General features: G+C 71.5%; 19 protein-coding genes. 5 read left to right on the forward strand and 14 right to left on the reverse strand.

Features of this window, described 5'->3' with window-relative positions; translation table 11 throughout:
* Positions 1-5: 5 nt before the first annotated feature.
* Positions 6-1,457, reverse strand: coding sequence for a menaquinone biosynthesis decarboxylase (locus AB852_RS28110; RefSeq protein ID WP_073793000.1), 1,452 nt, complete (start codon positions 1,455-1,457; stop codon positions 6-8).
* An 87-nt stretch (positions 1,458-1,544) separates the two neighbouring features.
* Here AB852_RS28110 and AB852_RS28115 point away from each other — a divergent pair, with 87 nt between their 5' ends.
* Positions 1,545-1,907: a PLD nuclease N-terminal domain-containing protein gene (locus tag AB852_RS28115; protein ID WP_073793001.1), complete on the forward strand. Its 363-nt coding sequence runs from the start codon at positions 1,545-1,547 to the stop codon at positions 1,905-1,907.
* A gap of 162 nt (positions 1,908-2,069) precedes the next feature.
* Here AB852_RS28115 and AB852_RS28120 read toward each other — a convergent pair whose 3' ends face one another.
* The 9 genes from AB852_RS28120 to hemL form a co-directional block, all read right to left on the reverse strand.
* On the reverse strand, positions 2,070-3,014 hold the full coding sequence (locus AB852_RS28120) for a CU044_5270 family protein (protein ID WP_073793002.1): 945 nt from the start codon (positions 3,012-3,014) through the stop codon (positions 2,070-2,072).
* Positions 3,011-3,667 carry an RNA polymerase sigma factor gene (locus AB852_RS28125; protein ID WP_073793003.1) on the reverse strand — a complete coding sequence of 219 codons (657 nt, stop codon included), beginning with the start codon at positions 3,665-3,667 and terminating at the stop codon, positions 3,011-3,013. The genes AB852_RS28120 and AB852_RS28125 overlap by 4 nt, the downstream gene beginning before the upstream one ends.
* Positions 3,668-3,762: 95 nt before the next feature.
* Positions 3,763-4,839, reverse strand: coding sequence for a c-type cytochrome biogenesis protein CcsB (ccsB, locus tag AB852_RS28130; RefSeq protein WP_073793004.1), 1,077 nt, complete (start codon positions 4,837-4,839; stop codon positions 3,763-3,765).
* Complete coding sequence (resB, locus tag AB852_RS28135) at positions 4,836-6,671, reverse strand: cytochrome c biogenesis protein ResB (RefSeq protein WP_073793005.1); 1,836 nt, start codon at positions 6,669-6,671, stop codon at positions 4,836-4,838. The genes ccsB and resB overlap by 4 nt, the downstream gene beginning before the upstream one ends.
* Positions 6,672-6,675: 4 nt before the next feature.
* Positions 6,676-7,398, reverse strand: a complete 723-nt coding sequence (locus AB852_RS28140; protein WP_073793098.1) for a cytochrome c biogenesis CcdA family protein — start codon at positions 7,396-7,398, stop codon at positions 6,676-6,678.
* A 104-nt stretch (positions 7,399-7,502) separates the two neighbouring features.
* Positions 7,503-8,159 (reverse strand): TlpA family protein disulfide reductase, encoded by a 657-nt coding sequence (locus tag AB852_RS28145; protein ID WP_073793006.1) that lies wholly within the window; start codon positions 8,157-8,159, stop codon positions 7,503-7,505.
* Positions 8,160-8,267: 108 nt separating this feature from the next.
* Positions 8,268-9,572: a polysaccharide deacetylase family protein gene (locus AB852_RS28150; protein WP_245876952.1), complete on the reverse strand. Its 1,305-nt coding sequence runs from the start codon at positions 9,570-9,572 to the stop codon at positions 8,268-8,270.
* Between the two features lie 598 nt (positions 9,573-10,170).
* The gene (locus tag AB852_RS28155) at positions 10,171-10,893 is read right to left on the reverse strand and encodes a histidine phosphatase family protein (RefSeq protein WP_073793008.1); all 723 of its coding nucleotides are present in this window, start codon (positions 10,891-10,893) and stop codon (positions 10,171-10,173) included.
* Positions 10,890-12,230, reverse strand: a complete 1,341-nt coding sequence (hemL, locus tag AB852_RS28160; protein ID WP_073793009.1) for a glutamate-1-semialdehyde 2,1-aminomutase — start codon at positions 12,228-12,230, stop codon at positions 10,890-10,892. Before hemL ends, AB852_RS28155 begins: the two co-directional genes overlap by 4 nt.
* 139 nt (positions 12,231-12,369) lie before the next feature.
* On the opposite strand from hemL, the gene AB852_RS28170 reads away from it, so the two are divergent.
* Both AB852_RS28170 and AB852_RS28175 read left to right on the forward strand, forming a co-directional pair.
* Positions 12,370-12,990: a hypothetical protein gene (locus tag AB852_RS28170; protein ID WP_079184973.1), complete on the forward strand. Its 621-nt coding sequence runs from the start codon at positions 12,370-12,372 to the stop codon at positions 12,988-12,990.
* 927 nt (positions 12,991-13,917) lie between these two features.
* Positions 13,918-15,195 (forward strand): glycosyltransferase family 4 protein, encoded by a 1,278-nt coding sequence (locus tag AB852_RS28175; RefSeq protein WP_073793010.1) that lies wholly within the window; start codon positions 13,918-13,920, stop codon positions 15,193-15,195.
* Between the two features lie 250 nt (positions 15,196-15,445).
* Here the strand turns inward: AB852_RS28175 and AB852_RS28180 are convergent, their stop codons facing one another.
* From AB852_RS28180 to AB852_RS28190, 3 genes are all read right to left on the reverse strand, one after another.
* Positions 15,446-16,114 carry an FMN reductase gene (locus AB852_RS28180; RefSeq protein ID WP_073793011.1) on the reverse strand — a complete coding sequence of 223 codons (669 nt, stop codon included), beginning with the start codon at positions 16,112-16,114 and terminating at the stop codon, positions 15,446-15,448.
* Positions 16,111-17,238: an LLM class flavin-dependent oxidoreductase gene (locus AB852_RS28185; RefSeq protein WP_073793012.1), complete on the reverse strand. Its 1,128-nt coding sequence runs from the start codon at positions 17,236-17,238 to the stop codon at positions 16,111-16,113. The genes AB852_RS28180 and AB852_RS28185 overlap by 4 nt, the downstream gene beginning before the upstream one ends.
* Positions 17,239-17,542: 304 nt before the next feature.
* Positions 17,543-18,178: a TIGR03086 family metal-binding protein gene (locus AB852_RS28190; protein ID WP_079184974.1), complete on the reverse strand. Its 636-nt coding sequence runs from the start codon at positions 18,176-18,178 to the stop codon at positions 17,543-17,545.
* A 106-nt stretch (positions 18,179-18,284) separates the two neighbouring features.
* Here AB852_RS28190 and AB852_RS28195 point away from each other — a divergent pair, with 106 nt between their 5' ends.
* On the forward strand, positions 18,285-19,115 hold the full coding sequence (locus AB852_RS28195; protein WP_073793013.1) for a helix-turn-helix domain-containing protein: 831 nt from the start codon (positions 18,285-18,287) through the stop codon (positions 19,113-19,115).
* A 68-nt stretch (positions 19,116-19,183) separates the two neighbouring features.
* Here AB852_RS28195 and AB852_RS28200 read toward each other — a convergent pair whose 3' ends face one another.
* Positions 19,184-19,675, reverse strand: coding sequence for a hypothetical protein (locus tag AB852_RS28200; protein WP_245876953.1), 492 nt, complete (start codon positions 19,673-19,675; stop codon positions 19,184-19,186).
* 561 nt (positions 19,676-20,236) lie between these two features.
* On the opposite strand from AB852_RS28200, the gene AB852_RS28205 reads away from it, so the two are divergent.
* Positions 20,237-21,034 carry an SDR family NAD(P)-dependent oxidoreductase gene (locus tag AB852_RS28205; protein ID WP_073793014.1) on the forward strand — a complete coding sequence of 266 codons (798 nt, stop codon included), beginning with the start codon at positions 20,237-20,239 and terminating at the stop codon, positions 21,032-21,034.
* The last annotated feature ends 7 nt before the right edge of the window (positions 21,035-21,041 follow it).

Genomic DNA, 21,041 nt, shown 5'->3' on the forward strand with positions numbered 1-21,041 from the left:
GGGGCTCACAGTCCGTACTCCTTCCAGCGGCGGTCGACCGTGGCCGCCGTCGCCGGGTCGGAGCTCACCATCTCCGGCCAGCCGCCGTCCCGCGTGTACCCCTCCTCGGGGAGCTTGCGGGTGGCGTCCAGGCCCAGCTTGCCGCCCCAGAACTTCTGGTACGAGGCGTGGTCGAGATGGTCGACGGGACCCTCCACCAGGCTGATGTCCCGGGAGTAGTCGACATTGCCGAGGGCCCGCCAGGCGACCTGCTCCAGGTCGTGGACGTCGCAGTCGGCGTCCACGATCACGATCAGCTTGGTCAGCGACATCATGTGGGCGCCCCAGATCGCGTGCATGACCTTCTGCGCGTGCTTGGGGTACTTCTTGTCGATCGCGACGATCGCGCAGTTGTGGAAGACCCCCGCCTCGGGCAGGTGGTAGTCCACGATGTCGGGGACGACGATCTTCAGCAGCGGCAGGAAGAAGCGTTCCGTCGCACGGCCCAGCGGACCGTCCTCGGTCGGCGGGCGGCCCACGACGATCGACTGGAGCAGCGGGCGCTTGCGCGTCGTCACACAGTCGATGGTGAGCGCCGGAAAGTCCTCCTGCGGCGTGTAGAAGCCCGTGTGGTCGCCGAACGGGCCCTCCGGGAGCGTCCGGCCGGGCTCCAGCCAGCCCTCCAGCACGACCTCCGCCTGCGCGGGCACCTGGAGCGGCACCGTCTTGCAGTCGACCATCTCGACGCGCTTGCCCTGGAGGAAACCGGCGAGCAGGTATTCGTCGATGTCACCGGGCAGCGGCGCGCTGGACGCGTACGTCACGGCCGGGGGGCAGCCGAAGGCGATCGCCACCGGCAGCCGCTCGCCGCGCCGGGCGGCGACCTGGTAGTGGTTGCGGCTGTCCTTGTGGATCTGCCAGTGCATCCCGATGGTGCGCTTGTCATGGCGCTGGAGCCGGTAGAGGCCGAGGTTGCGCACCCCGGTCTCGGGGTCCTTGGTGTGGGTCAGCCCCAGGTTGAAGAACGAACCGCCGTCCTTCGGCCAGGTGAACAGCGCGGGCAGGGTGTCGAGGTCGACGTCGTCGCCGCGCAGCACGACCTCGTGCACGGGTCCGTCCTTGACCTTCTTCGGCGGGACGTGCGACATCGCGCCGAGCTTGCCGAACGCCTCACGGACCCCGACGAAACCGTTCGGCAGCTCGGGCTTGAGCAGCCCGCCGATCTTCTCGGTGATCTCCGTGTACGACTTCAGGCCCAGGGCCTTCAGCAGCCTGCGGTCCGTGCCGAACACATTCATGGCCAGGGGCATCGAGGAGCCCTTGACGTTCTCGAAGAGGAGCGCGGGGCCCTTCGCCTTCTGGACCCGGTCGACGATCTCGCCGACCTCCAGGTAGGGATCGACCTCGGCCTTGATTCTCTTGAGATCACCTTCGCGTTCGAGCGACCGGAGCAGGGAGCGAAGATCGTCGTAAGCCATGCCGTCCAGTATCCGGTACCGGTTACCCTGGCCCCGTCACCGGGGCCGCGCCACGGCCCGCCACCACCCGCTGGGGGATTACGCACCATGCTCAGGTATCTGCCGTTCCTGCTGATCCTGGCGCTGTGGATCTACGCCTTCATCGACTGCCTGAACACCCCCGAGGAGGAGGTCAAGCACCTCCCCAAGGTCGTGTGGGTGATCATCGTGCTGCTGTTCGGCCAGGTGCTGATCGGGCCGGTCGCGTGGCTCGTCGCGGGCAAGGTCAGGAAGGCCCCGGCCGTCGGTGGCCGGGGTGGCGCCCGGGGCCGCGCCCAGTGGGTGGCCCCCGACGACAACCCCGAGTTCCTGAAGTCCCTCGGCGAGGAGACCCGGCGCAAGTCGGAGCAGGACCCCGAGCCGGAGGACCGCACGGACCCGGACGAGGACCCGCAGGGCCGTAAGCCGTAAGCCGTGGCCGGCCCCACGGGTCCCGTCCGCCCCGTCCGCCCCGCGTCCCGGCGTGAGGTGTGACACGCGCGGCCCGTCGGTACGTGATGTGCGGCCCGCCGGTACGTGGTGTGCGGCCCGTCACGTACGGCTGACGGACGCCGGGCCCCGGTCAGTGGCGGATCAGGGGCGGCGGCCCGCCTTGTCCACGATCTCGCGGTCGAGGATCGCGGAGGTGCCCAGCAGCTGGCCCTTCTTCAGCCCGTCCCCGGTGTCGCGCACGGCGACCACCCGCTCACCGAGGTACTCCTTGGTCCTCGGGTCGAAGACCAGCTGCTGCTCCTGGAAGCCGTCCTCGTCCTCGCGCACCAGGGCGACCCCGGTCCGGCCGGCCGCGTCCTTGACGCCGTCGACCACCTCGACCGCCTTGATCCTCGCGGCGGCCCGGTACAGCGCCACGGCCTGCTCCTTGGGCATCAACGACTCCCCGACCAGGTCCCCGAAGAGGGTGAACACCTGCTCGTCCGCCGGGTTGTCCCCTTCACGGTTGGCGTAGAGCCACGTGTACATCTTGTCGGGGTCGGTCGGCAGCTTCTTCAGCTCGCGGTAGTTGGTGTTGCCCGGGATACCTGGTGTGTCGGCTTCCAGCTTCATCCGCCCGTTGCGGTTGTCCTCGATCAGCAGACCCTCGCGGGTACCGTCCACGGAATTCCACACCTCGCGGTCGTGGACCGGCTCCAGCTTCGGCTTCTTGCCCATGCCGTAATGCATGTAGCCGAGCCTGCTCTTGATGTAGACGAACCGGTCGTCCCGGATGCCGTCCGGGGTGTCCTTCTTCGCGGTCGCCAGCGCGATGTCCTCCAGAAGCCGCACGGCCTCGTCCGAGGTGCGCTTGGCGGCGGTGTCACGGGAGCCGGTGCTGTCGTCGGACGGCAGGGCCACGAGGACCCCGGCGGCGACAGCCGCGGCGGCGACGGCGACCAGGGCGGGCCGCGGCCACACCCGGCGCTTCGCGCCGCGCGCCTGGCGCGCGTCCGCCTGGGTTTCCTGCCGGAACTCGGTCATCAGGTGCTCCTTGAGGAGTCGGTGACGGCCCGGCGGAAGGTCCTTCTCGGGAAGTGTGCTCATCGGTTCCCCTCCTGGGTGGGCCCGGCCGCGATCGCGCGGCCACCTCTCATCTGTCCGTACCGGTGCGGGGGTTCCCGGTGTTCCGGAATCTCTTCGCGGGCCTGTCCGACCGCCGCCGCCAGCTTCTTGCGGGCCCGGGACAGCCGGGACCGTACGGTGCCCACCGGCACCCCGAGGGCCGCCGCCGCGGACACGTAGTCGAGGCCCGACCACACGCACAGCGCCAGCACCTCACGCTCCGGGCGCCGCAGCTTCGCCAGCGCGGTGCGCACCAGCGCGAGCTGCCGCGCGTCCCCGATACGGTCGGCGAGCTCGTCGGCGAAGTCGGGGACGGCCTCGGGGCGGGGCAGCCTGGCGACGGCCGCCGTATGTCTTCGGGCGGCCCGCCGGGTGTTGCGGGTGACGTTGGTGGCGATGCCCAGCAGCCAGGGCCGCAGCGAGCCGCCGTCCTCGTCGACCTTGCCCCGCAGCCGCCAGGCCTCCAGAAAGGTCAGCGACACGATGTCCTCGGCCGACGACCAGTCCCCCGTCAGCCTGAACCCATGGTTGTAGACGGACCGGGCGTACGTGTCGAAGAGCGCGCCGAAGGTCTCGGCGTCCCCTTCGCGCACGCGGGCCCTGATCCGCCGCGTATTGGTGTCCACGTCCCCCATCTGTCCGGGGCCCTGGTCCGGGTTCCCATGACGAAGGGGGCCGTCCACGTGATCCGGATCACATGGGCGGCCCCCTTCGTCGCGGGGCCGGGCGGTCAGACGCCCGCGTACGAGTGCTTGCCCGTCACGAAGATGTTGACGCCGTAGTAGTTGAACAGCCAGCAGGCGAAGGCCAGCAGCGCCAGATACGCGGCCTTGCGGCCCTTCCACCCGGCCGTGGCACGGGCGTGCAGGTAGCACGCGTAGGCGACCCAGGTGATGAACGACCAGGTCTCCTTGGGGTCCCAGCCCCAGTAGCGGCCCCACGCGTCACCGGCCCAGATGGCGCCCGCGACGATCGTGAACGTCCACAGCGGGAAGACGGCCGCGTTGATCCGGTACGTGAACTTGTCCAGGGTCGCGGCGGACGGCAGCCGCTCCATCACCGAGGCGGCGAACCGGCCGGGGGTGTCACCCCGGGCGACCTTGCTCTCGTACGAGTCCCGGAAGAGGTAGAGCGTCGTCGACATCGCGCCCACGTAGAACACCGCGCCGCAGAAGATCGCGGTGGAGACATGGATGACCAGCCAGTACGAGTGGAGCGCGGGGACGAGCTGCGCGCTCTCGGTGTAGAGCACGGTGACCGCGACACCGAGGTCGAGCAGGACCATGGTGGTCAGCGGCAGACCGATCCAGCGGACGTTCTTGCGCAGCGCGAGCAGACCGAGGTACACACCCGTCGCGACCGTGGAGAACGTGATGTTGAACTCGTACATGTTGCCCCACGGCACCCGCTGCACCGACAGGCCGCGGGCGAGGACCCCGGCCGCCTGCACGGCGAACGCGAGGACGCTCAGCGAGATGGCGATCCGGCCGTACAGATCGCCCTTCAGGGTCCCGCCGGCCGCGCCGGGCCCGTCGGGGACGTCACGGGTCCCGGTGGCGGCCCGGGTGACGACCTGGGGCCGGTCCAGCACCGTGGTGCCGCCCGCGGACTTCACGGTGACGGCGGGCGCGGCGGACTTCGTCCCGGCGGTGAGCGAGGCGGCGGTACGGCCCACCTTGCTGCGGCTGCCGAACGTCCACTCGGCGATGTAGGCGAAGAAGGCCAGCGTGTAGACGGCCATCGCGGAGTAGATCAGCGTGTTGCTGATGTTCGCGAGGTTTTCGTTGGTCGCTGCGGCGAGAGTCACTTCTCTGCCCCTTCGGCAGGAACGGCTGGGGTCGTGGTCGTGTTCGGGGGCGTGCTGGTGGGGGCCGGGTCCGTTTCCTTGGCGGCCGTCGGGGCGTCGGCGGGGTCCGGTTCAGCGGTGGCGGTCGGGGAGTCGGCGTCGGAATCGGCCCGGTCGGCGTCGGTCGTCGGGGCCTGGTCGTACAGGGCTCCGGCGAGTTCGGACAGTTCCTCGGGGACCTTCGCGGACTCGCTGCGGCCGAGGCCGGCCATCTCCACGACCGTCACCCCGTCGCGGCCGGTGACCGCCCGCACCCAGACCCGGCGGCGCTGGATGAACAGCGAGGCGGCGAGCCCGACGATCGCGGCGCCCGCGCCGATGAGCGCCCAGCCGCTGCCGGGCTCACGGGTGATCTGGAACCCGGCCCACTCCTGGGTCTCCTTCTCGTAGGTGACCGAACCGGCGCCGCCGGGCAGCTTCATGGTCTCGCCCGGCCGCAGCATCTCCTTGAAGAGTTCGCCGTCCTCGTCCTTGAACTCCTTCAGCTTGCGCTTGTCGAGCTGGTAGACGTTCTGCGGCACACCCGCGTCGACCCCGAGCGAGCCGTGGTACGCGGACAGCGCGAGGACCGGGTAGTCGAGCGCCGGGAAGTTGGACAGCATCTGGCCCTGGCCCTCGCCCGCGAAGGACGGCACGAAGAACGCGTTGAAGCCGAGCTGTTCCTTCTCGCCCTTCGTGTTGCGGTAGCCGTCCATGACCTTGACCGCGCCGGACGAGGTGACGTTGGCGTCCAGCGGCAGCAGCGGCACCGGCTCCTTGAAGATCACCTTGCCCTTGGGGTCGCGGACCGTGATCACGGGCGCGTAGCCATGGCTGACCAGGTAGACCTTGGTGCCGTCGATGTTCAGCGGCTCGTTGACCTTGATGGTCTTCTTCTTCTCCGGCCCGTCGGCGCCCTCGCTGTACACGACGTCCGCCTTGAACGTACGCGGGGTGCCCCGGGTCGGCCCGGTGCGCTCGTAGGTGCCCACGAACTTGTCGAACCGGAAGCTGAAGGCGTTCAGGTCGTCGGCGGTGAAGAGGTTCCCGGACTTGAAGTCGTCGTACTGCGTGAGCGTGTTCGCGAAGCCGCCGCCCGGCAGGATCAGCTTGTTGCCCTCGTAGCGCAGCAGCTGTCCGGCGCCGAACGCGACCAGCATCACGATCAGCGCGATATGGAAGGCGAGGTTGCCGGCCTCCCGGAGATAGCCCTTCTCGGCGGCGACGGCGTCCCCGACGGTGTGCGCCCGGAACCGCCCCTTCTTCAGCAGGGCGAGCGCCGCCGCGCGCACCTCCTCCGGCTTCGCGTCGGTGCGCCACGTCGTGTACGCGGGCAGCCGGGTGAGCCGCTTGGGAGCGGCCGGCGGACGGCTGCGGAGCTGACCGACGAACTGCCAGGTGCGCGGGACGATGCAGCCGATCAGCGAGACGAACAGCAGGATGTAGATCGCGGAGAACCACACCGAGCTGTAGACGTTGAAGAGTCCGGCCGCGTCGTAGAAGGACGCCAGCGTCGGACTGTTCTCGCGGAGGTCCTCGATCCGGAAGTCGTCGGTGCCGCGCTGCGGGATCAGCGACCCGGGGATCGCCGCCAGCGACAGCAGCAGGAGCAGCAGCAGCGCGACCCGCATCGAGGTCAGCTGGCGCCAGAACCAGCGCGCCCAGCCGATCACCCCCATGGCGGGAAGGTTCGGGGCCTCCTCGCGGGGGGCGGTGGAGAGCTGCGCCCCCGCGGCGCCGAGGTCGTCGGCGGGGCGCGCGGAGGTGTTCCCCCCGGTGTCGCCCCGGTCGGCCTTGGCCTTGGTGTCGCTCATCTGCTCAGATCCCTACGGTGAAGCCGGTGGACCAGCCCTGCATGTCCTGGACGATCGTGGTCCAGACCCCGGTCAGCATCAGCAGCCCGGTCACGATCATCATGCCGCCGCCGATCCGCATCACCCAGACGTAGTGCTGCTTGACCCAGGCGAAGACGCCGAGCGCCTTGCGGAAGGCCACCGCCGCGAAGATGAACGGCAGTCCGAGACCGAGGCAGTACGCGACCGTCAGTATGGCCCCGCGGCCCGCGGTGCCCTCACTGATGGCCAGGGTGTTCACCGCGGAGAGGGTCGGGCCCATGCACGGCACCCAGCCGACGCCGAAGAGGGCGCCGAGCAGTGGTGCGCCCGCGAGTCCGGCGGCGGGCTTCTTGTGGAAGCGGAACTCCCGCTGGGTGAGCCAGGGCATCAGGCCCATGAAGAACAGGCCCATCGCGACCATCAGCCCGCCGAGGACACGGGTGATCACCTCCTGGTGCTCCTGGAGCTGTCCCCCGAAGTATCCGAACAGCGCGCCGCCGGAGACGAACACCACGGTGAAGCCGAGCACGAACAGCGCGGCCCCGGTCGCCATCCGGCCGCGCCGCGCCTCCGCGAGGTCCACACCGCCGACCCCGGTGACATAGCTGAGATAGCCCGGGACGAGCGGCAGCACGCACGGGGAGAAGAAGGAGACGAGTCCGGCGAGCAGCGCGATCGGCAGCGCGAGCAGCAGGGCGCCGCTCATGATCGTCTGGTTCGGGCCCTCGATCGCGGCGAGGAACTGCGGGGCGGCGGCCAGTACGTGGGGGTCCGCGACGGAGGCGGCCCCGGTGAGGGTGGTCACACCGATCACTTCTCCGCGAGTACGGGAGCGATCATCTTGCGCAGGTTCTCCTCGCTGAGGGGGGTCAGGGCGCGTGCGGCGACCCGGCCCTCCCGGTCGAGGACCAGCGTGGAGGGGATCGACTGCGGGTTCAGCGTGCCCTTGGGGAAGCGCAGCATCAGCTTGCCCATGGGGTCGTACAGGCTCGGGTAGGTGACGCCGAAGTTCTTCTCGAACTCGACGGCCGGGCCCTTGCTGGAGTCGCGGGTGTTGATGCCGACGAACTCGGCGTCCGCCTTCAGGTCCTGGGAGACCTTCTGGAACCCGGGTGCCTCGGCACGGCACGGCGGGCACCAGGAGCCCCAGACGTTCAGCACGACGACCTTGCCCTTGAAGTCGGCGACGTCCAGCTGTCCGCCTTCGAGGGTCTCGCCGTCCAGCTTCGGCCCGTCCCGGCGATCGGCCTTCTTCACCGTGGAGACACCGGCGTCACCAGCCACGAAGTTGGTGCTGTTGGAGCCACCGCTCGCGCCTCCGGAACCGCAGGCCGTCAGCAGCAGCGCGGCCCCCGCCACGGCCGGGACCGCCAGGGCGCCGCGGCTTCGCCGTCGGCTTCTTTCCTCCCGGCGGGGAGTGCGGGGTGCTGCGGCTGGGCTCTGCGGGGCACGGCGAACGGCACTCATGTGAAAAGTTTCGCATGCCTCATTCAGGGATCTTCCGCACCCCCCTGGAGGGGTCGAACACCCATGTCACACGGCGTACGAGGCCCCTGGCACGGTGAGCCGGTCCCCCTACCGGGACCCCTCGGAAACCGTCCCGGCGGTCTGCCGGTCCGCCCCATTCGTCCCGCCGCGCTCGCCGCCCGCCAGATACGTCCGCCAGCCGCCGGCGGGCTCCCGTCCCACGTCCAGGGCCCGGAGCCTGTCCAGGACCTCGGGCCGCTGGACGTCCAGCCAGTCCACGAACTGCCGGAACGATACGAGGCGTACATCCTTCTTGTCCGCTATCTCCTTGATGGTGTTCTCGACGGCGTCCATGTATATGCCGCCGTTCCACTGCTCGAAGTGGTTGCCGATGAACAGCGGCGCGCGATTGGTCTCGTACGCGCGGCGGAACCCCGAGAGGAACGCCCCGGTCGCCTGGTCGCGCCAGCGGTCGTGGTGCCGGACCGGGCCCTTGGTGGCGTTGCCGGACTGGTTGACGAGGATGTTGTAGTCCATCGACAGCACCTCGAACGAACGGCCGGGGAAAGGTATCGCCTGGAGCGGCAGGTCCCAGACCCCGCCCTTCTTCTCCGGCCAGCGCTGGGTGCCGCCCGGCGAGGACGAGTCGTACCGCCAGCCCAGCTCCCGGGCGACCGGCAGCAACCGCTCCTGGCCGAGCAGACACGGGGTGCGGGCGCCGACGAGTTCCTTGTCGTAGTCGAACGGCAGCGACGGCAGATCCGTCCAGCCGGTGTTCGTGCGCCAGTTCTTGACGAACGACCTCGCCTGCTCGATCTCGCTGCGCCACTGCGCCCCGGTCCAGTTGCCGACGGACCCGGAACCGCCGCAGAAGTGACCGTTGAAATGCGTCCCGATCTCATGGCCGTCCCGCCAGGCCCGGTCCACGTTCTTGATCGTCCGCCGGATGTTGGCGTCCTTCAGATATCCGATGTCCGACGCGCCCACGGGGTTGTTCGGCGGACGGTACAGCCGCTTCTTCGACTCCGGCAGGAGATAGATCCCCGAGAGGAAGAAGGTCATATGCGCGCCGTACTCCCGGCCGAGATCGAGAAAGCGCGGGAACAGTCCGTTGCCGATCTCCCCGGCCCCGTCCCAGGAGAAGATCACGAATTGCGGCGGGGTCTGTCCGGGCTCCAGCGGGACGGGCGCGGGCGGCTGGTGCGGCTGCTTCCCCGTGAACGACGTGGACCCGTCCCCGATGGGCCGGGCCCCCGGCGCACTGGACCCGCCGCCCTTCGAAGGCTCCTTGGAAGCGCTCCCACGCCCCCGGTCGCCGGTACCCCCGCCACCCGATCCGCACGCCCCGACCCCGAACGCGGCCACCGCCCCCGCACCGGCCCCGATCATTCCCCGTCGGCTGAAGTCCCGCATGAATACCCCTGCTGCTCGTCGTCCCGCATCCCCCGAAGGCCCGCCCGATTTCCGGACGCACACACTTTGAGAGCACACAACGAACAAACAGGTTCCGAGAACGACCGAACCAGAACGACTTTTTACCCCTTTTTGATCACCCCCACCCAGCCAGCCAACAAGGCAAGGCGGCGCACCGAAGACGCCCGGGGCCCGCACGAGCAACCACGAGCAACCGGCACCGAACCAGCACAGCAAAGGGGACGCGCCCCAAGGGGCGCGGGGAACTGCGCAAACCCACGAACGACGGCACAGGAACAAGCGCGCCCAGCACCAGGTACCCAGGGGCGCGAGGAACTGCGCACCCACGGACGACGGCACAGGAACAGGTACGCCCAGCGGAGAAGACCTCAGGGGCGCGGGGAACTGCGCACCCCACGAACGACGGCACAGGGACAAGCACGCCCAGCACAGCAAACCCAGGGGCGCGAGGAACTGCGCACCCACGGACGACCCGCACGGGACCAGGTACGCCCAGGGACAAGAAACCCGGAGCCCGGGACAGCACGGGGACCGGACAGCTCAGCCCAGGGACCACCACGGGCGAGGCTGCACAGCCCTACGCCCCGAACGCCTTGCTCTTGCCCTTGACCGGCTTGGCGCCCGCCAGCAGATGCGGGGGTACGAGATCCCGCGCCGGCTCGGAGTACCCGACGGACACGATCCGGTCCCCCGCGTACGTGAAACTCGTCAGCGAGGCCAGCGTGCACTCCCGCCGCCGCGGGTCGTGCCAGAGCTTGCGCCGCTCCACATAGCTGCGCACGATCCAGATCGGCAGCTGGTGACTCACCAGCACCGCCTCGTGCCCGCGCGCGGCGTCCTTCGCCGCGTCGAGCGCGGCCGTCATCCGCACGACCTGGTCGATGTACGGCTCGCCCCAGGAGGGCCGGAACGGATTGAGCAGATGCCGCCAGTTCTCCGGTCTGCGCAGCGCCCCGTCACCGACGCCGAACGTCTTCCCCTGGAAGACGTTCCCCGCCTCGATGAGACGCCCGTCGCTGCCGAGGTCGAGCCCGTGGGACTTGGCGATCGGCATCGCCGTCTCCTGCGCGCGCTCCAGCGGCGAGGCCACCACCCGGGTGATGTCCCGGTCCGCGAGGTAGTCGGCGACCTTGTCGGCCATCCGGCGGCCCAGCTCGGAGAGGTGGTACCCGGACAGCCGTCCGTACAGGATGCCGTCCGGGTTGTGGACCTCGCCGTGCCGCATCAGATGCACCACGGTCAGCTCGGCGTCCGCCGCCGGGCCGCCGGTGGCGGCCGTCCCGTAGGCCTGCCCGCTCATGCCCGGGCTCCCGCGTCGTGCGGTTCGGTGGCCTCGGCCGCGGCACGGGCGGCGGCCGGCAGCGCGGCGGCGATCCGCTCGACCGCGCGGTCGTCGTGCGCGGTCGACACGAACCAGGACTCGAACGCGGAGGGCGGCAGGTACACGCCCTGCGCGAGCATCGAGTGGAAGAACGCGGTGAAGCGGAACGACTCCTGGCGCTTGGCGTCCGCGTAGTCACGGACCTCGTCCTCGGTGAAGAACACGGAGAACATGTTCGACGCGCTCTGCACCCGGTGGGCCACACCCTCCTTGGTGAGCGCGTCGGCGACCAGGGTCCTGATCCGCTCGGCGACGGTGTCGACGGTGACGTACGCCGCTTCGTCGAGGAGCCGCAGCTGGGCGAGCCCGGCGGCCGTCGCCACCGGGTTACCGGACAGCGTGCCCGCCTGGTAGACCGGTCCGACGGGCGCCAGGGCGGCCATCACATCGGCCCGGCCGCCGAACGCGGCGGCGGGGAAGCCACCGCCCATGACCTTGCCGAACGTCATCAGATCGGGCTCGACCCCGTCGATCCCGAACCAGCCCGCCTTCGAGGTGCGGAACCCGGTCATCACCTCGTCCGAGATGAACAGCGCGCCGTTGTCCCGGCACAGCTCCTTGAGCCCGGCGTTGAACCCCGGGCCCGGCGGGACGACGCCCATGTTGCCCGGGGACGCCTCGGTGATCACACAGGCGATCTCCCCGGGGTGCGCGGCGAACGCGGCCCGTACGGCTTCGAGGTCGTTGTAGGGCAGCACCACCGTGTCGGCGGCCTGCGCGCCGGTCACGCCGGGTGTGTCGGGCAGCGCGAAGGTCGCGAGCCCGGACCCGGCCGCGGCGAGCAGCGCGTCGACATGGCCGTGGTAGCACCCGGCGAACTTGACGATCTTGGCGCGGCCGGTGAACCCGCGGGCCAGCCGGATGGCGGACATGGTCGCCTCGGTACCGCTGGAGACCAGCCGGACCTGCGCCACCGGCGCGACCCGGGCCACGATCTCCTCGGCGAGCGCGACCTCGCCCTCACCCGGCGTACCGAACGACGTACCGCGGGCGACGGCCTCCTGGACGGCGGCGATGACCTCGGGGCGGGCGTGCCCGAGGATCATGGGCCCCCAGGAGCACACGAGGTCGACGTATTCGCGGCCGTCGGCGTCGGTCAGGTACGGGCCCCGCCCGGACACCATGAACCGGGGCGTACCGCCCACGGCGCGGAAAGCGCGCACGGGAGAGTTCACGCCGCCGGGCGTCACGAGGGCCGCACGGTCGAAAAGCGTCTGCGAAACTGGGGCGTCAAACGAATAGCTCACACAAGCCATGGTGTCAGAGGCTTCCGGCATCCCGCGTCTCGGTGTTTCACGGCACGTTTCGGCGTGCGGGCGCGGGGGAGGTCACTGTCACGATGATCGGGTTGCGCGGCGGGTACCGCGCGCCTCGGAAAAGCAGTCGGGTGGAGATATGCATCGCGGTGGCGGACTGGGCGAGGGCACCGACGGCCTGGGCCCCCGGCGTGCCCGGCGGGGAAGGCACCGGCGCGAGGCGGAGGCGGGCACGCCGGGGGCGCACATCCCGGCCGGGGCGCATGTCCCCGGCGGCCGGGACGGGACGGAGCAGGCACGGACGGGAAGCAGGAGCGGGCGGGTGGGGGTGACCTACAAATACTTCGGTGCCCCGGACGGCGCCACGGCCGCCAGAGTGCCCATCTCGATGCGGCCCGAGGAGCTCGGCGGCGATGAGCTGGGCATGGGCGGCATGTTCACCAAGATCAAGCCCGAGACGATGGCCGCGATGGTCCTCACGGGTATCGAGGGCATACCCCTGCACAAGGTCCCCCCGCTCGAACTGGTCGTCCTCCACCCCGACTACGCCGTCGTCAAGCTGCCCATGACCGTCGTCGACCCACTGCGCGGTGTCGGTGAGGAAGCGGTCGGCGCCGCCGCGTTCATCTGGTCCACGGTCCCCGACCGGGGCGGACCCCGCGACGCGTTCAACGTCTACCAACTCCTGCACGAGTGGCAGGACTTCTCGCACCGTCTGCATGAGGCCGGCCACCAGCCGTACTGCCTGGTCTGGCCCTGACAGGTCGCCTTCGCTTGCGCTTCGTAGGTCTGTCCGGGTGGGCGCACTTGTTTCCTGTGCCGTCGCTCGGTGGGTTTGCGCAGTTCCCCGCGGGTCGCCTTCGCTTGCGCTTCGTAGGTCTGTCCGGGTGGGCGGACTCCGTTCCTGTGCCGTCGCTCGGTGGGTTTGCGCAGTTCCCCGCGCCCCTTTGGGGCGCGTTCTGTTTGTTCTTCGGGTCGGTGCCGGTCGGGATTCTCCGTCCTCGATCCGACACGCTCGGCACGACGTCCCCTTGCCCGACTGAAGAGCATCGGAGTCTGCGGGCAGAGATTCCCGCCCACCCCCTTACGTGAGTCCGGCGACTGCGCGAGGAGGGGGGTTTGAACCCCGACCCCGGTCGCTGACAGCCCGCAGCCGGACGGCAGCCCCAGGAGGGCGCCCCCAAAGGGGCGCGGGGAACTGCGCACCCACCGAGCGACCCGAACGGGAACAAGCGCGCCCAGATGGGAACCCCAGGGGCGCGAGGAACCGCGCACCCCCGGACCTACCCGCACAGGAACACGTACGCCCAGATGGGGAACCCCAGGGGCGCGGGGAACCGCGCACCCCCGGACCTACCCGCACGGGGACACGTACGGCCGGGTGGGGAACCCCAGGGGCGCGAGTGGGGGCGACCCGGGACGCCGGGGCCGAGCTGCCCGACGGTTGTTCGTAACCCAGCCGTGCCCAACGGCGTTCCAGGGATGTACACCGCCCGGCCGGGTGGAAGGCAGGGGCGCGGTGTACGCGGAAGTGACGTGCGCGTGTGGTGCGTGGGACGTGGAGCGGAAGGAAGCGCATGGAGCCGCCGGAGTATCCGAGGGACACCGTCGGGGGCGTTCGGAGCGCCGTCCGGGTGAGCAGACGCGGTGCCGGAACCGCGAACGACCGGGCACGGGAGGCACACGTATGAAGATCGCGTTCCTGCTGCACAACGCGTACGCGATCGGCGGCACCATCCGCACCACCCTCAATCTCGCCGCCGCCCTCTGCGACCGGCACGAGGTCGAGATCGCGTCGATGATGCGGCACCGCGAGCAGCCCCGGTTCGCGGTGGACCCGCGCGTCACGCTCGTCCCGCTGGTCGACACCCGCGCGGGACGGGGCGACGCGGAGCGCCCCGAGTTCCATGAGCCCGCCGAGGACTTCCCCGCCCAGGACAAACGGCACCACCAGTACAGCCGGCTGGTGGACCTGCGCGCCCGGGAGTACCTGAAGGGCTGCGACGCCGATGTGATCTTCGGGACCCGGCCCGGGGTGAATGTGTACCTCTCGCTGTTCGGCCCGCCGACCGCGCTGCGGATCGCCCAGGAGCATCTGCGCCACGACGCGCACGGCAAGGAGCTGCGGGGCGTCCTGGCCCGGCACTACCGCACGCTGGACGCGCTGGTCACGATGACCGAGGCGGACGCGGTGGCGTACCGCTCGCGGATGCGGCTGCCGGGCGTACCGGTCGTCCCCGTGCCGAACATCGTGCCCGCGCCCCGGGGCGTCGTCCCGTCGGACGGCTCCGCGAAGGTGATCGCCGCGGCGGGACGGCTGGCCAGGGGGAAACGGTTCGACCTGCTGATCGAGGCGTTCGGGAAGGTCGCCGGGGAGCAGCCCGACTGGCAGCTGCGGATCTACGGCGGCGGCGCCCAGCAGGAACGGCTCCAGCAGCTCGTGGACGCGCGGGAGCTGGGCGGGCGCGCGGTGCTGATGGGCCCGCGCTCCCCCATCGAACCGGAGTTCGCGAAGGCGTCGCTGGTGGTCAGCGCGTCCGACGCGGAGTCGTTCGGGATGACCCTGGTCGAGGCGATGCGCTGCGGGGTGCCGGTGATCAGCACGGACTGCCCGCTGGGGCCCGCGGAAATCATCAGCGACGGTGTCGACGGCAGGCTCGTGCCCGTCGGGGACGCCCCGGCCCTCGCCGCGGCGATGCTCGACCTGATCGGCGACGGCTCCGGCCGCAGGGCGATGGGCAGCGCGGCCCTGGAGAGCGCCCGGCGCTTCGACCCGGGCCCGATCGTCACCCGCTACGAGTCGCTGTTCGCGGAGCTGGGCACCTCCCGGGGCCGCCGCTACCGCAGGCGCACCCGCGCGCGTTACGCGGCGTCCCTGCGCCGCAGACTGCGGCGCCCGGCCCGGCAGGTACGGCGCTGGCGCAAGCGGCTCACGACCCGCCTGCGCGCGTGGCGAGCCGCCTGAGACGGCGACGGCGGTCCCGCGTACTCACCGGCGGCGGTCCCCCGCGCTCCGGACGGCCGCCCCGGTGCACTCCGGTGCGCGCGGGAGCCGGTCCGCCGTCGGACCCACGGGCACGGCTACGCGCGCGTGGCGGACGTTCGTCGGCCACGCGCGCGTGGGGTACTTCTCCGTGCCGTTCCCTGTGGTGCCGTTGTCGGCACTGCCGTGGTGTCGCGGTCCGTGCTGCCGTCGACCGTGGTGCCCGGCAGGGTCACCGGACCTTCAGGGCCGCGAGCTGCTGCTCGAAGGGGACGACCCGGTCCTTGAGGGAGCCGGTCCCGAGCGGGCGGTCCTCGACGGAGCCGACCGTACGGGGTGCCTGCCCGCGCGCGGGCGCCGCGCCCCGCTCCTGCGCGGGGACCGTCGCGGACGGGGCGGTGAGGGCGACCAGTTCCCCGGCGGCCCGCTCGATGCGCTCGGCGAGCCCCTCGGCGCCCCAGTCCTCGGACGCCGCGTACACCCCGGTCGGGACGACGACGGCCCGCAGATAGCCGAACAGCGGCCGCAGGGCGTGGTCGAGGACCAGCGAGTGGCGTCCGGTGCCCCCGGTGGCGCCGATGAGGACCGGCTTCCCGCTCAGCGCGTCCTTGTCGATCACGTCGAAGAACGACTTGAACAGTCCGCTGTAGGAGGCCGAGAACACGGGCGAGACCACGATCAGGGCGTCCGCCTCCGCCACCTTCCCCAGCGCCGCCTCCAGGGCGGGCGCCGGGAAGCCGGTGACGAAGTTGTTCGCGATGTCGACGGCCAGGTCACGCAGTTCGATGACGTGGACGTCCGTCCCCGGGGCCCCGCGCACGGCCGACTCGGTGAGCCGGTCCGCGAGCAGCCGGGTGGACGAGGGGACACTCAGTCCGGCGGATACGACGACGAGCTTCATGCGGTGGTCACCTCCTGCTTCCTGCCGTTGTCGTTGCCGTTGTCCTTGCCGCTGCGGGCGGCGGCAAGCAGCGAGCCGTGGGTGGGGGCGTCCGGCACGTTCGCGGGGCGGTTCTTGGCGAACTCCTTGCGCAGTACCGGCACGACCTCCTCGCCGAGCAGGTCGAGCTGCTCCAGGACCGTCTTGAGCGGCAGTCCCGCGTGGTCGACGAGGAACAGCTGACGCTGGTAGTCGCCCGCGTACTCACGGAACGACAGCGTCTTCTCGATGACCTCCTGCGGCGAGCCCACGGTCAGCGGCGTCTGCTGCGTGAAGTCCTCCAGGGACGGACCGTGCCCGTAGACGGGCGCGTTGTCGAAGTACGGACGGAAGTCGCGTACCGCGTCCTGCGAGTTCTTCCGCATGAACACCTGACCGCCGAGTCCGACGATGGCCTGTTCGGCGGTGCCGTGCCCGTAGTGGGCGTACCGCTCGCGGTAGAGCTCCACCATCCGCTGGGTGTGCTGCTTGGGCCAGAAGATGTTGTTGTGGAAGAAGCCGTCACCGTAGTAGGCGGCCTGCTCCGCGATCTCCGGGGAGCGGATCGAACCGTGCCACACGAAGGGCGGCTGCCCGTCGAGGGGGCGCGGCGTCGAGGTGAACGACTGGAGCGGCGTACGGAAGTTGCCCTCCCAGTCGACGACGTCCTCGCGCCACAGCCGGTGCAGCAGCGCGTAGTTCTCGATCGCCATCGGGATGCCCTGGCGGATGTCCTTGCCGAACCACGGATACACCGGGCCGGTGTTGCCGCGGCCCATCATCACGTCCACCCGGCCGTTCGCGAGGTGCTGGAGCATCGCGAAGTCCTCGGCGATCTTCACCGGGTCGTTGGTGGTGATCAGCGTGGTCGACGTGGACAGGATCAGGTTCTCGGTGCGGGCCGCGATCCAGCCGAGCATGGTCGTCGGGGACGACGGTACGAACGGCGGGTTGTGGTGCTCACCGGTCGCGAAGACGTCGAGCCCGACCTCCTCGGCCTTCAGCGCGATCGCCGTCATCGCGTTGATCCGCTCGTGCTCGGACGGAACACGGCCGTTCGTCGGATCGGTCGTGACATCGCCGACGCTGAAGATCCCGAACTGCATGACTGCTCACCCTCAGAAGTGGTTGATTGTTCAACTACACCGACAGAACGGTACCCCGGCACAAGGTATTCCCGCACCCCGGCGGGGGCGTGGGAGGGGGCTCACGGGGATCGGTGGGGGGCGGTGAGGGGCGGTGTGAGGGTGTCGGCGTGGGGCTGGAGGGGCCGGAGCGGGCGCCGGAGGGCCCGGTGGGCGCTTCCACGCCCGCCGGGCCCTCCCGATCGCCTTCCGCGCCCTGCGGCGGCCACAGCCCCCGCCACGGGCGCCGGACACCCCCGCTATGGCCGCCGCGCCCCCGTCTCCGCTACGGCCGCGTCCACCCCGGGTCGCGGCCGGTGACCGCCAGCAGCCGCTCGAAGTCCGGCGCGTCCTCCCGCACCGGGAGCGGTTCGGCGAACATCCCCATCCGCCGGGCCGTGGGCGCCAGCCCCGTCACCGCCGTCGCCAGGACGGGCACCACCCCGGCGCCCCCGGGATCGGGCCGGTACTCCCGCCCCGTGGCCCGCGCGAGGTCCCACGCGTGGACCGTGAGGTCCAGCAGCACCAGGCACCCCACCGTCCGCGCGGGCATGTCCATCGCCCCCGTGGTGCCCTCCTCCGCGCCCGGCGCCGACCAGACCCGGACCAGCTCGTCCACGGCGGCGGCGAAGGACTCCCGCCAGTGCCCGTCCGTTCCCACCACGTCCGGGGTGTCACCGAAGTCGGACGGCTTCTTCAGCGCCAGCTCGCGGAACTGCGTCACCACCTGGAACAGATGGTTCACCAGCGCCCGCACGTCGTAGTCGGCACACGGCGTGGCCGCCGCCAGCGCGTCGTCCGGCACCGCGCGGACCAGGGAGACCGCCTGCCCGCCCGAGGCGCCGAGCAGCGGCCCCAGAGCGGGCCCCGGCGGGTAGCGGTCGGCGGATGCGGATGCGGGGTCCTTCGGGAGATCGCTCATACGGCCACCGTACGAACGGCCCCCGGCCACCGCTTGAAGAAACGCGACAGCCCGGCCGGGACGAACGCGGCAGCCCGGTCGGGAAGGCCACGCATACGATCCCCCCATGGCCGCTCCACGCCGGGACACCAGGGGCATCGTCGACGCGGACGAACTGCTCGCCCGGGTCCGCTTCCGCCGGTACCTCCCCGCCGGGGCGCTGCGCCCGTACCTGGAGCACTACTGGCTGATCGACTGGGACCTCACCGAGCCGTACGCCACCCATGTCGTCCCGCACCCGTCGGTCAACATCGTCTTCCAGCAGGACCAGGAGCCCCGCGGCGAGGTCGCGGGCATCGGGCTCGGGCTGTTCACCCGGAAGCTGGAGCGGCGGGGCCGGGTCAGCGGTGTCCAGTTCCGCCCGGGAGGCTTCCGGCCCTTCGCGCCGCACGCGCCCGTGTCCCGGTGGACCGGCTGGCACCTCCCCCTCACGGACGTGCTGCGCGCGCCCGGCGGCGACCCGGTCCCCGACCCCGATCCGGACGCCTTCCTGGCGCCCGACGACGACCACGCGCGCGTGGCCGCGCTCGACGCCTTCCTGCTGGGTCTCGGCCCGCACGGCGAAGGTCCCGCGCCCGACCCCCGGGCCGGCCTCGCGACGGCCCTGGCCGACCGCGTCCGCCACGACCGGTCCCTGCGGCGGGTGACCGACCTCGCGCGCGAGGCGGGCCTGACGGTACGGGCCGTCCAGCGGCTGTTCGCGGCGTACGTCGGGGTGGGACCCAAGTGGATCATCCTGCGCCACCGGGTGCACGAGGTGCTGGAGCACGCGGAGAACGACCGGGCCGTCGACTGGGCGGCCCTCGCCGCCGACCTCGGCTACGCCGACCAGGCCCACCTCGTACGGGACTTCACCGCGACCGTCGGCGTACCCCCGGCCGCGTACCGCCGCCACTGACCCGGACGGTCGGCGCGGGGACGGTCGGACGGCACCGGGGCGGCTGTCAGCAGTGGTCGCGCGGCCGGTCAGAAGTGGTAGACGTCCCCCGTGTCCAGCACCAGCACCTCGTGCTCGTTGTTCTCGGGGTTGCCGTCCCGCGCGCCGCCGTTCCACAGCGTGCCGATCCGCAGGGTCACCTCGCTGGGCGCGCCCTGGAACCGGACCGGTACGTCGATCCGCTCCCCGAGGCTGCCCGCCACCAGCCCGCCCGTCCGGCACACCAGGGACGAGCGGTCCGCCCGTACGCACGACGCGGGCAGGGACTGGCCGTCCGCGAGCGGCTCGGACCAGTCCAGCCGAACGGTGGCGTCGTCGATGTCGGCCGGACCGAAGTTCTGCGGGGTGAACCGCAGCTCGGCCCCGCCCCCCGCCAGGGACACACTCCCGTGCTGAGCCAGATCGGCCTCCGGCTCGGGCGGCGCGGGAGCGGTCACGGGTGGCACGGGTTCGGTCGTGGACGGCACGGGGTCGGTCCTGGACGGCGCGGGGGTGTTCGCGGCCGGCACGAGGGTGCTCATCGGCGCCGCTCCCCCCACCACGAGCACCACCGCGCCCATCACGGCCGCCGCACCCACCCCCCGGCCCCCTCGTCCGCCCCGTACGGCCCGGACGGCCCCCGCCCACCGCGCACCGCCCCGTTCCGCCGTCGCCGCACACCCGCGCGTCGCGTCCACCACTCGCACCCACTCCTCCGGCCGCCGCTCACCCGCCACCACACCTCGATGTATCCCCGATGCCTCCCGGGGCAGGCGCCACCCAACAGGTGACGGCACCGGGCACCGGGACGGGCGGTCGCGACCCGGCACGGCACAGGGCGGCCGGACAGGGCCGGACTCGGCACCCGGCGGCCCGGCGGAGCCCGGCCGACCGCCGGACCGGGGTTGTCCACAGGTGGGGCGACGGGTTGTCCACAGGCCCGCCACGGGTCGGTGGCGCCGACCTATCCTGAAGCGGCACGCAGCCGTCCCCGGGCCCCGGCCCGGACCCGCACGGGCCGTACCAGCACACGAGCCGTCCGCGTGGACCCGGCCCGCGCTGTTCACCCAGTCCGTCCCACCGCCCAGGCCGAGGAGCCCCGCATGACCCGCCCGGACCCCAGCACCCAGTCCCGTACCGCGCCCGGCGCCGGACGTACGGCGGTGGTGACCGGTGCCAGCAGCGGCATCGGTGCCGCGACCGCGCGCAGGCTCGCCGCCGAGGGGTTCCATGTGGTGCTCACGGCCCGCCGCAAGGACCGGATCGAGGCCCTGGCGGAGGAGCTGACGGCGGCGGGCCACCGGGCCACGGCGTATCCGCTGGACATCACCGACCGGGCGGCCGTCGAGTCCTTCGCGGCGGGCCTGGCCGCGTGCGAGGTCCTGGTGAACAACGCGGGCGGCGCCCTCGGCGCCGACCCGGTGGCCACGGGCGACCCGGCGGACTGGCGCCGGATGTTCGAGACGAACGTCATCGGCACCCTGCACGTCACCCAGTGCCTGCTCCCCGCGCTGGAGGCGAGCGGTGACGGCACGGTCGTGGTGGTGTCGTCCACGGCGGGCCACGCGGCCTACGAGGGCGGTGGCGGCTATGTGGCGGCCAAGCACGCCGAGCACGTACTCGCCGAGACGCTGCGGCTGGAGATCGTGGGCCGTCCGGTCCGGGTGATCGAGGTGGCCCCCGGCATGGTCAGGACCGACGAGTTCGCGACGACCCGGTTCCGGGGCGACGAGGAGAAGGCCGCCAAGGTCTACGAGGGCGTCGCCGAACCCCTCACGGCGGACGACGTGGCCGACACCATCGGCTGGGCCGTCACCCGCCCCAGCCATGTCAACATCGACCTCCTGGTGGTCCGCCCCCGCGCCCAGGCGTCCAACACCAAGGTCCACCGCACCCGATGACCCCGGC

Origin of the sequence: Streptomyces uncialis, from assembly GCF_001905345.1 — a bacterium.
Classification (GTDB): domain Bacteria; phylum Actinomycetota; class Actinomycetes; order Streptomycetales; family Streptomycetaceae; genus Streptomyces; species Streptomyces uncialis.

Excerpts from the sequence above, each read along its gene's own strand:
- AB852_RS28145 (WP_073793006.1), bottom strand. The coding sequence starts at position 8,159 with ATGAGTGCCGTTCGCCGTGCCCCGCAGAGCCCAGCCGCAGCACCCCGC.
- AB852_RS28180 (WP_073793011.1), bottom strand. The coding sequence starts at position 16,114 with ATGAAGCTCGTCGTCGTATCCGCCGGACTGAGTGTCCCCTCGTCCACC.
- AB852_RS28170 (WP_079184973.1), top strand. The coding sequence starts at position 12,370 with ATGCATCGCGGTGGCGGACTGGGCGAGGGCACCGACGGCCTGGGCCCC.
- AB852_RS28125 (WP_073793003.1), bottom strand. The coding sequence starts at position 3,667 with ATGGGGGACGTGGACACCAATACGCGGCGGATCAGGGCCCGCGTGCGC.
- AB852_RS28200 (WP_245876953.1), bottom strand. The coding sequence starts at position 19,675 with ATGAGCACCCTCGTGCCGGCCGCGAACACCCCCGCGCCGTCCAGGACC.
- AB852_RS28190 (WP_079184974.1), bottom strand. The coding sequence starts at position 18,178 with ATGAGCGATCTCCCGAAGGACCCCGCATCCGCATCCGCCGACCGCTAC.
- AB852_RS28110 (WP_073793000.1), bottom strand. The coding sequence starts at position 1,457 with ATGGCTTACGACGATCTTCGCTCCCTGCTCCGGTCGCTCGAACGCGAA.
- AB852_RS28150 (WP_245876952.1), bottom strand. The coding sequence starts at position 9,572 with ATGCGGGACTTCAGCCGACGGGGAATGATCGGGGCCGGTGCGGGGGCG.
- AB852_RS28205 (WP_073793014.1), top strand. The coding sequence starts at position 20,237 with ATGACCCGCCCGGACCCCAGCACCCAGTCCCGTACCGCGCCCGGCGCC.
- AB852_RS28140 (WP_073793098.1), bottom strand. The coding sequence starts at position 7,398 with ATGAGCGGCGCCCTGCTGCTCGCGCTGCCGATCGCGCTGCTCGCCGGA.
- AB852_RS28185 (WP_073793012.1), bottom strand. The coding sequence starts at position 17,238 with ATGCAGTTCGGGATCTTCAGCGTCGGCGATGTCACGACCGATCCGACG.
- resB (WP_073793005.1), bottom strand. The coding sequence starts at position 6,671 with ATGAGCGACACCAAGGCCAAGGCCGACCGGGGCGACACCGGGGGGAAC.
- AB852_RS28175 (WP_073793010.1), top strand. The coding sequence starts at position 13,918 with ATGAAGATCGCGTTCCTGCTGCACAACGCGTACGCGATCGGCGGCACC.
- hemL (WP_073793009.1), bottom strand. The coding sequence starts at position 12,230 with ATGGCTTGTGTGAGCTATTCGTTTGACGCCCCAGTTTCGCAGACGCTT.
- AB852_RS28120 (WP_073793002.1), bottom strand. The coding sequence starts at position 3,014 with ATGAGCACACTTCCCGAGAAGGACCTTCCGCCGGGCCGTCACCGACTC.
- AB852_RS28155 (WP_073793008.1), bottom strand. The coding sequence starts at position 10,893 with ATGAGCGGGCAGGCCTACGGGACGGCCGCCACCGGCGGCCCGGCGGCG.
- AB852_RS28195 (WP_073793013.1), top strand. The coding sequence starts at position 18,285 with ATGGCCGCTCCACGCCGGGACACCAGGGGCATCGTCGACGCGGACGAA.
- AB852_RS28115 (WP_073793001.1), top strand. The coding sequence starts at position 1,545 with ATGCTCAGGTATCTGCCGTTCCTGCTGATCCTGGCGCTGTGGATCTAC.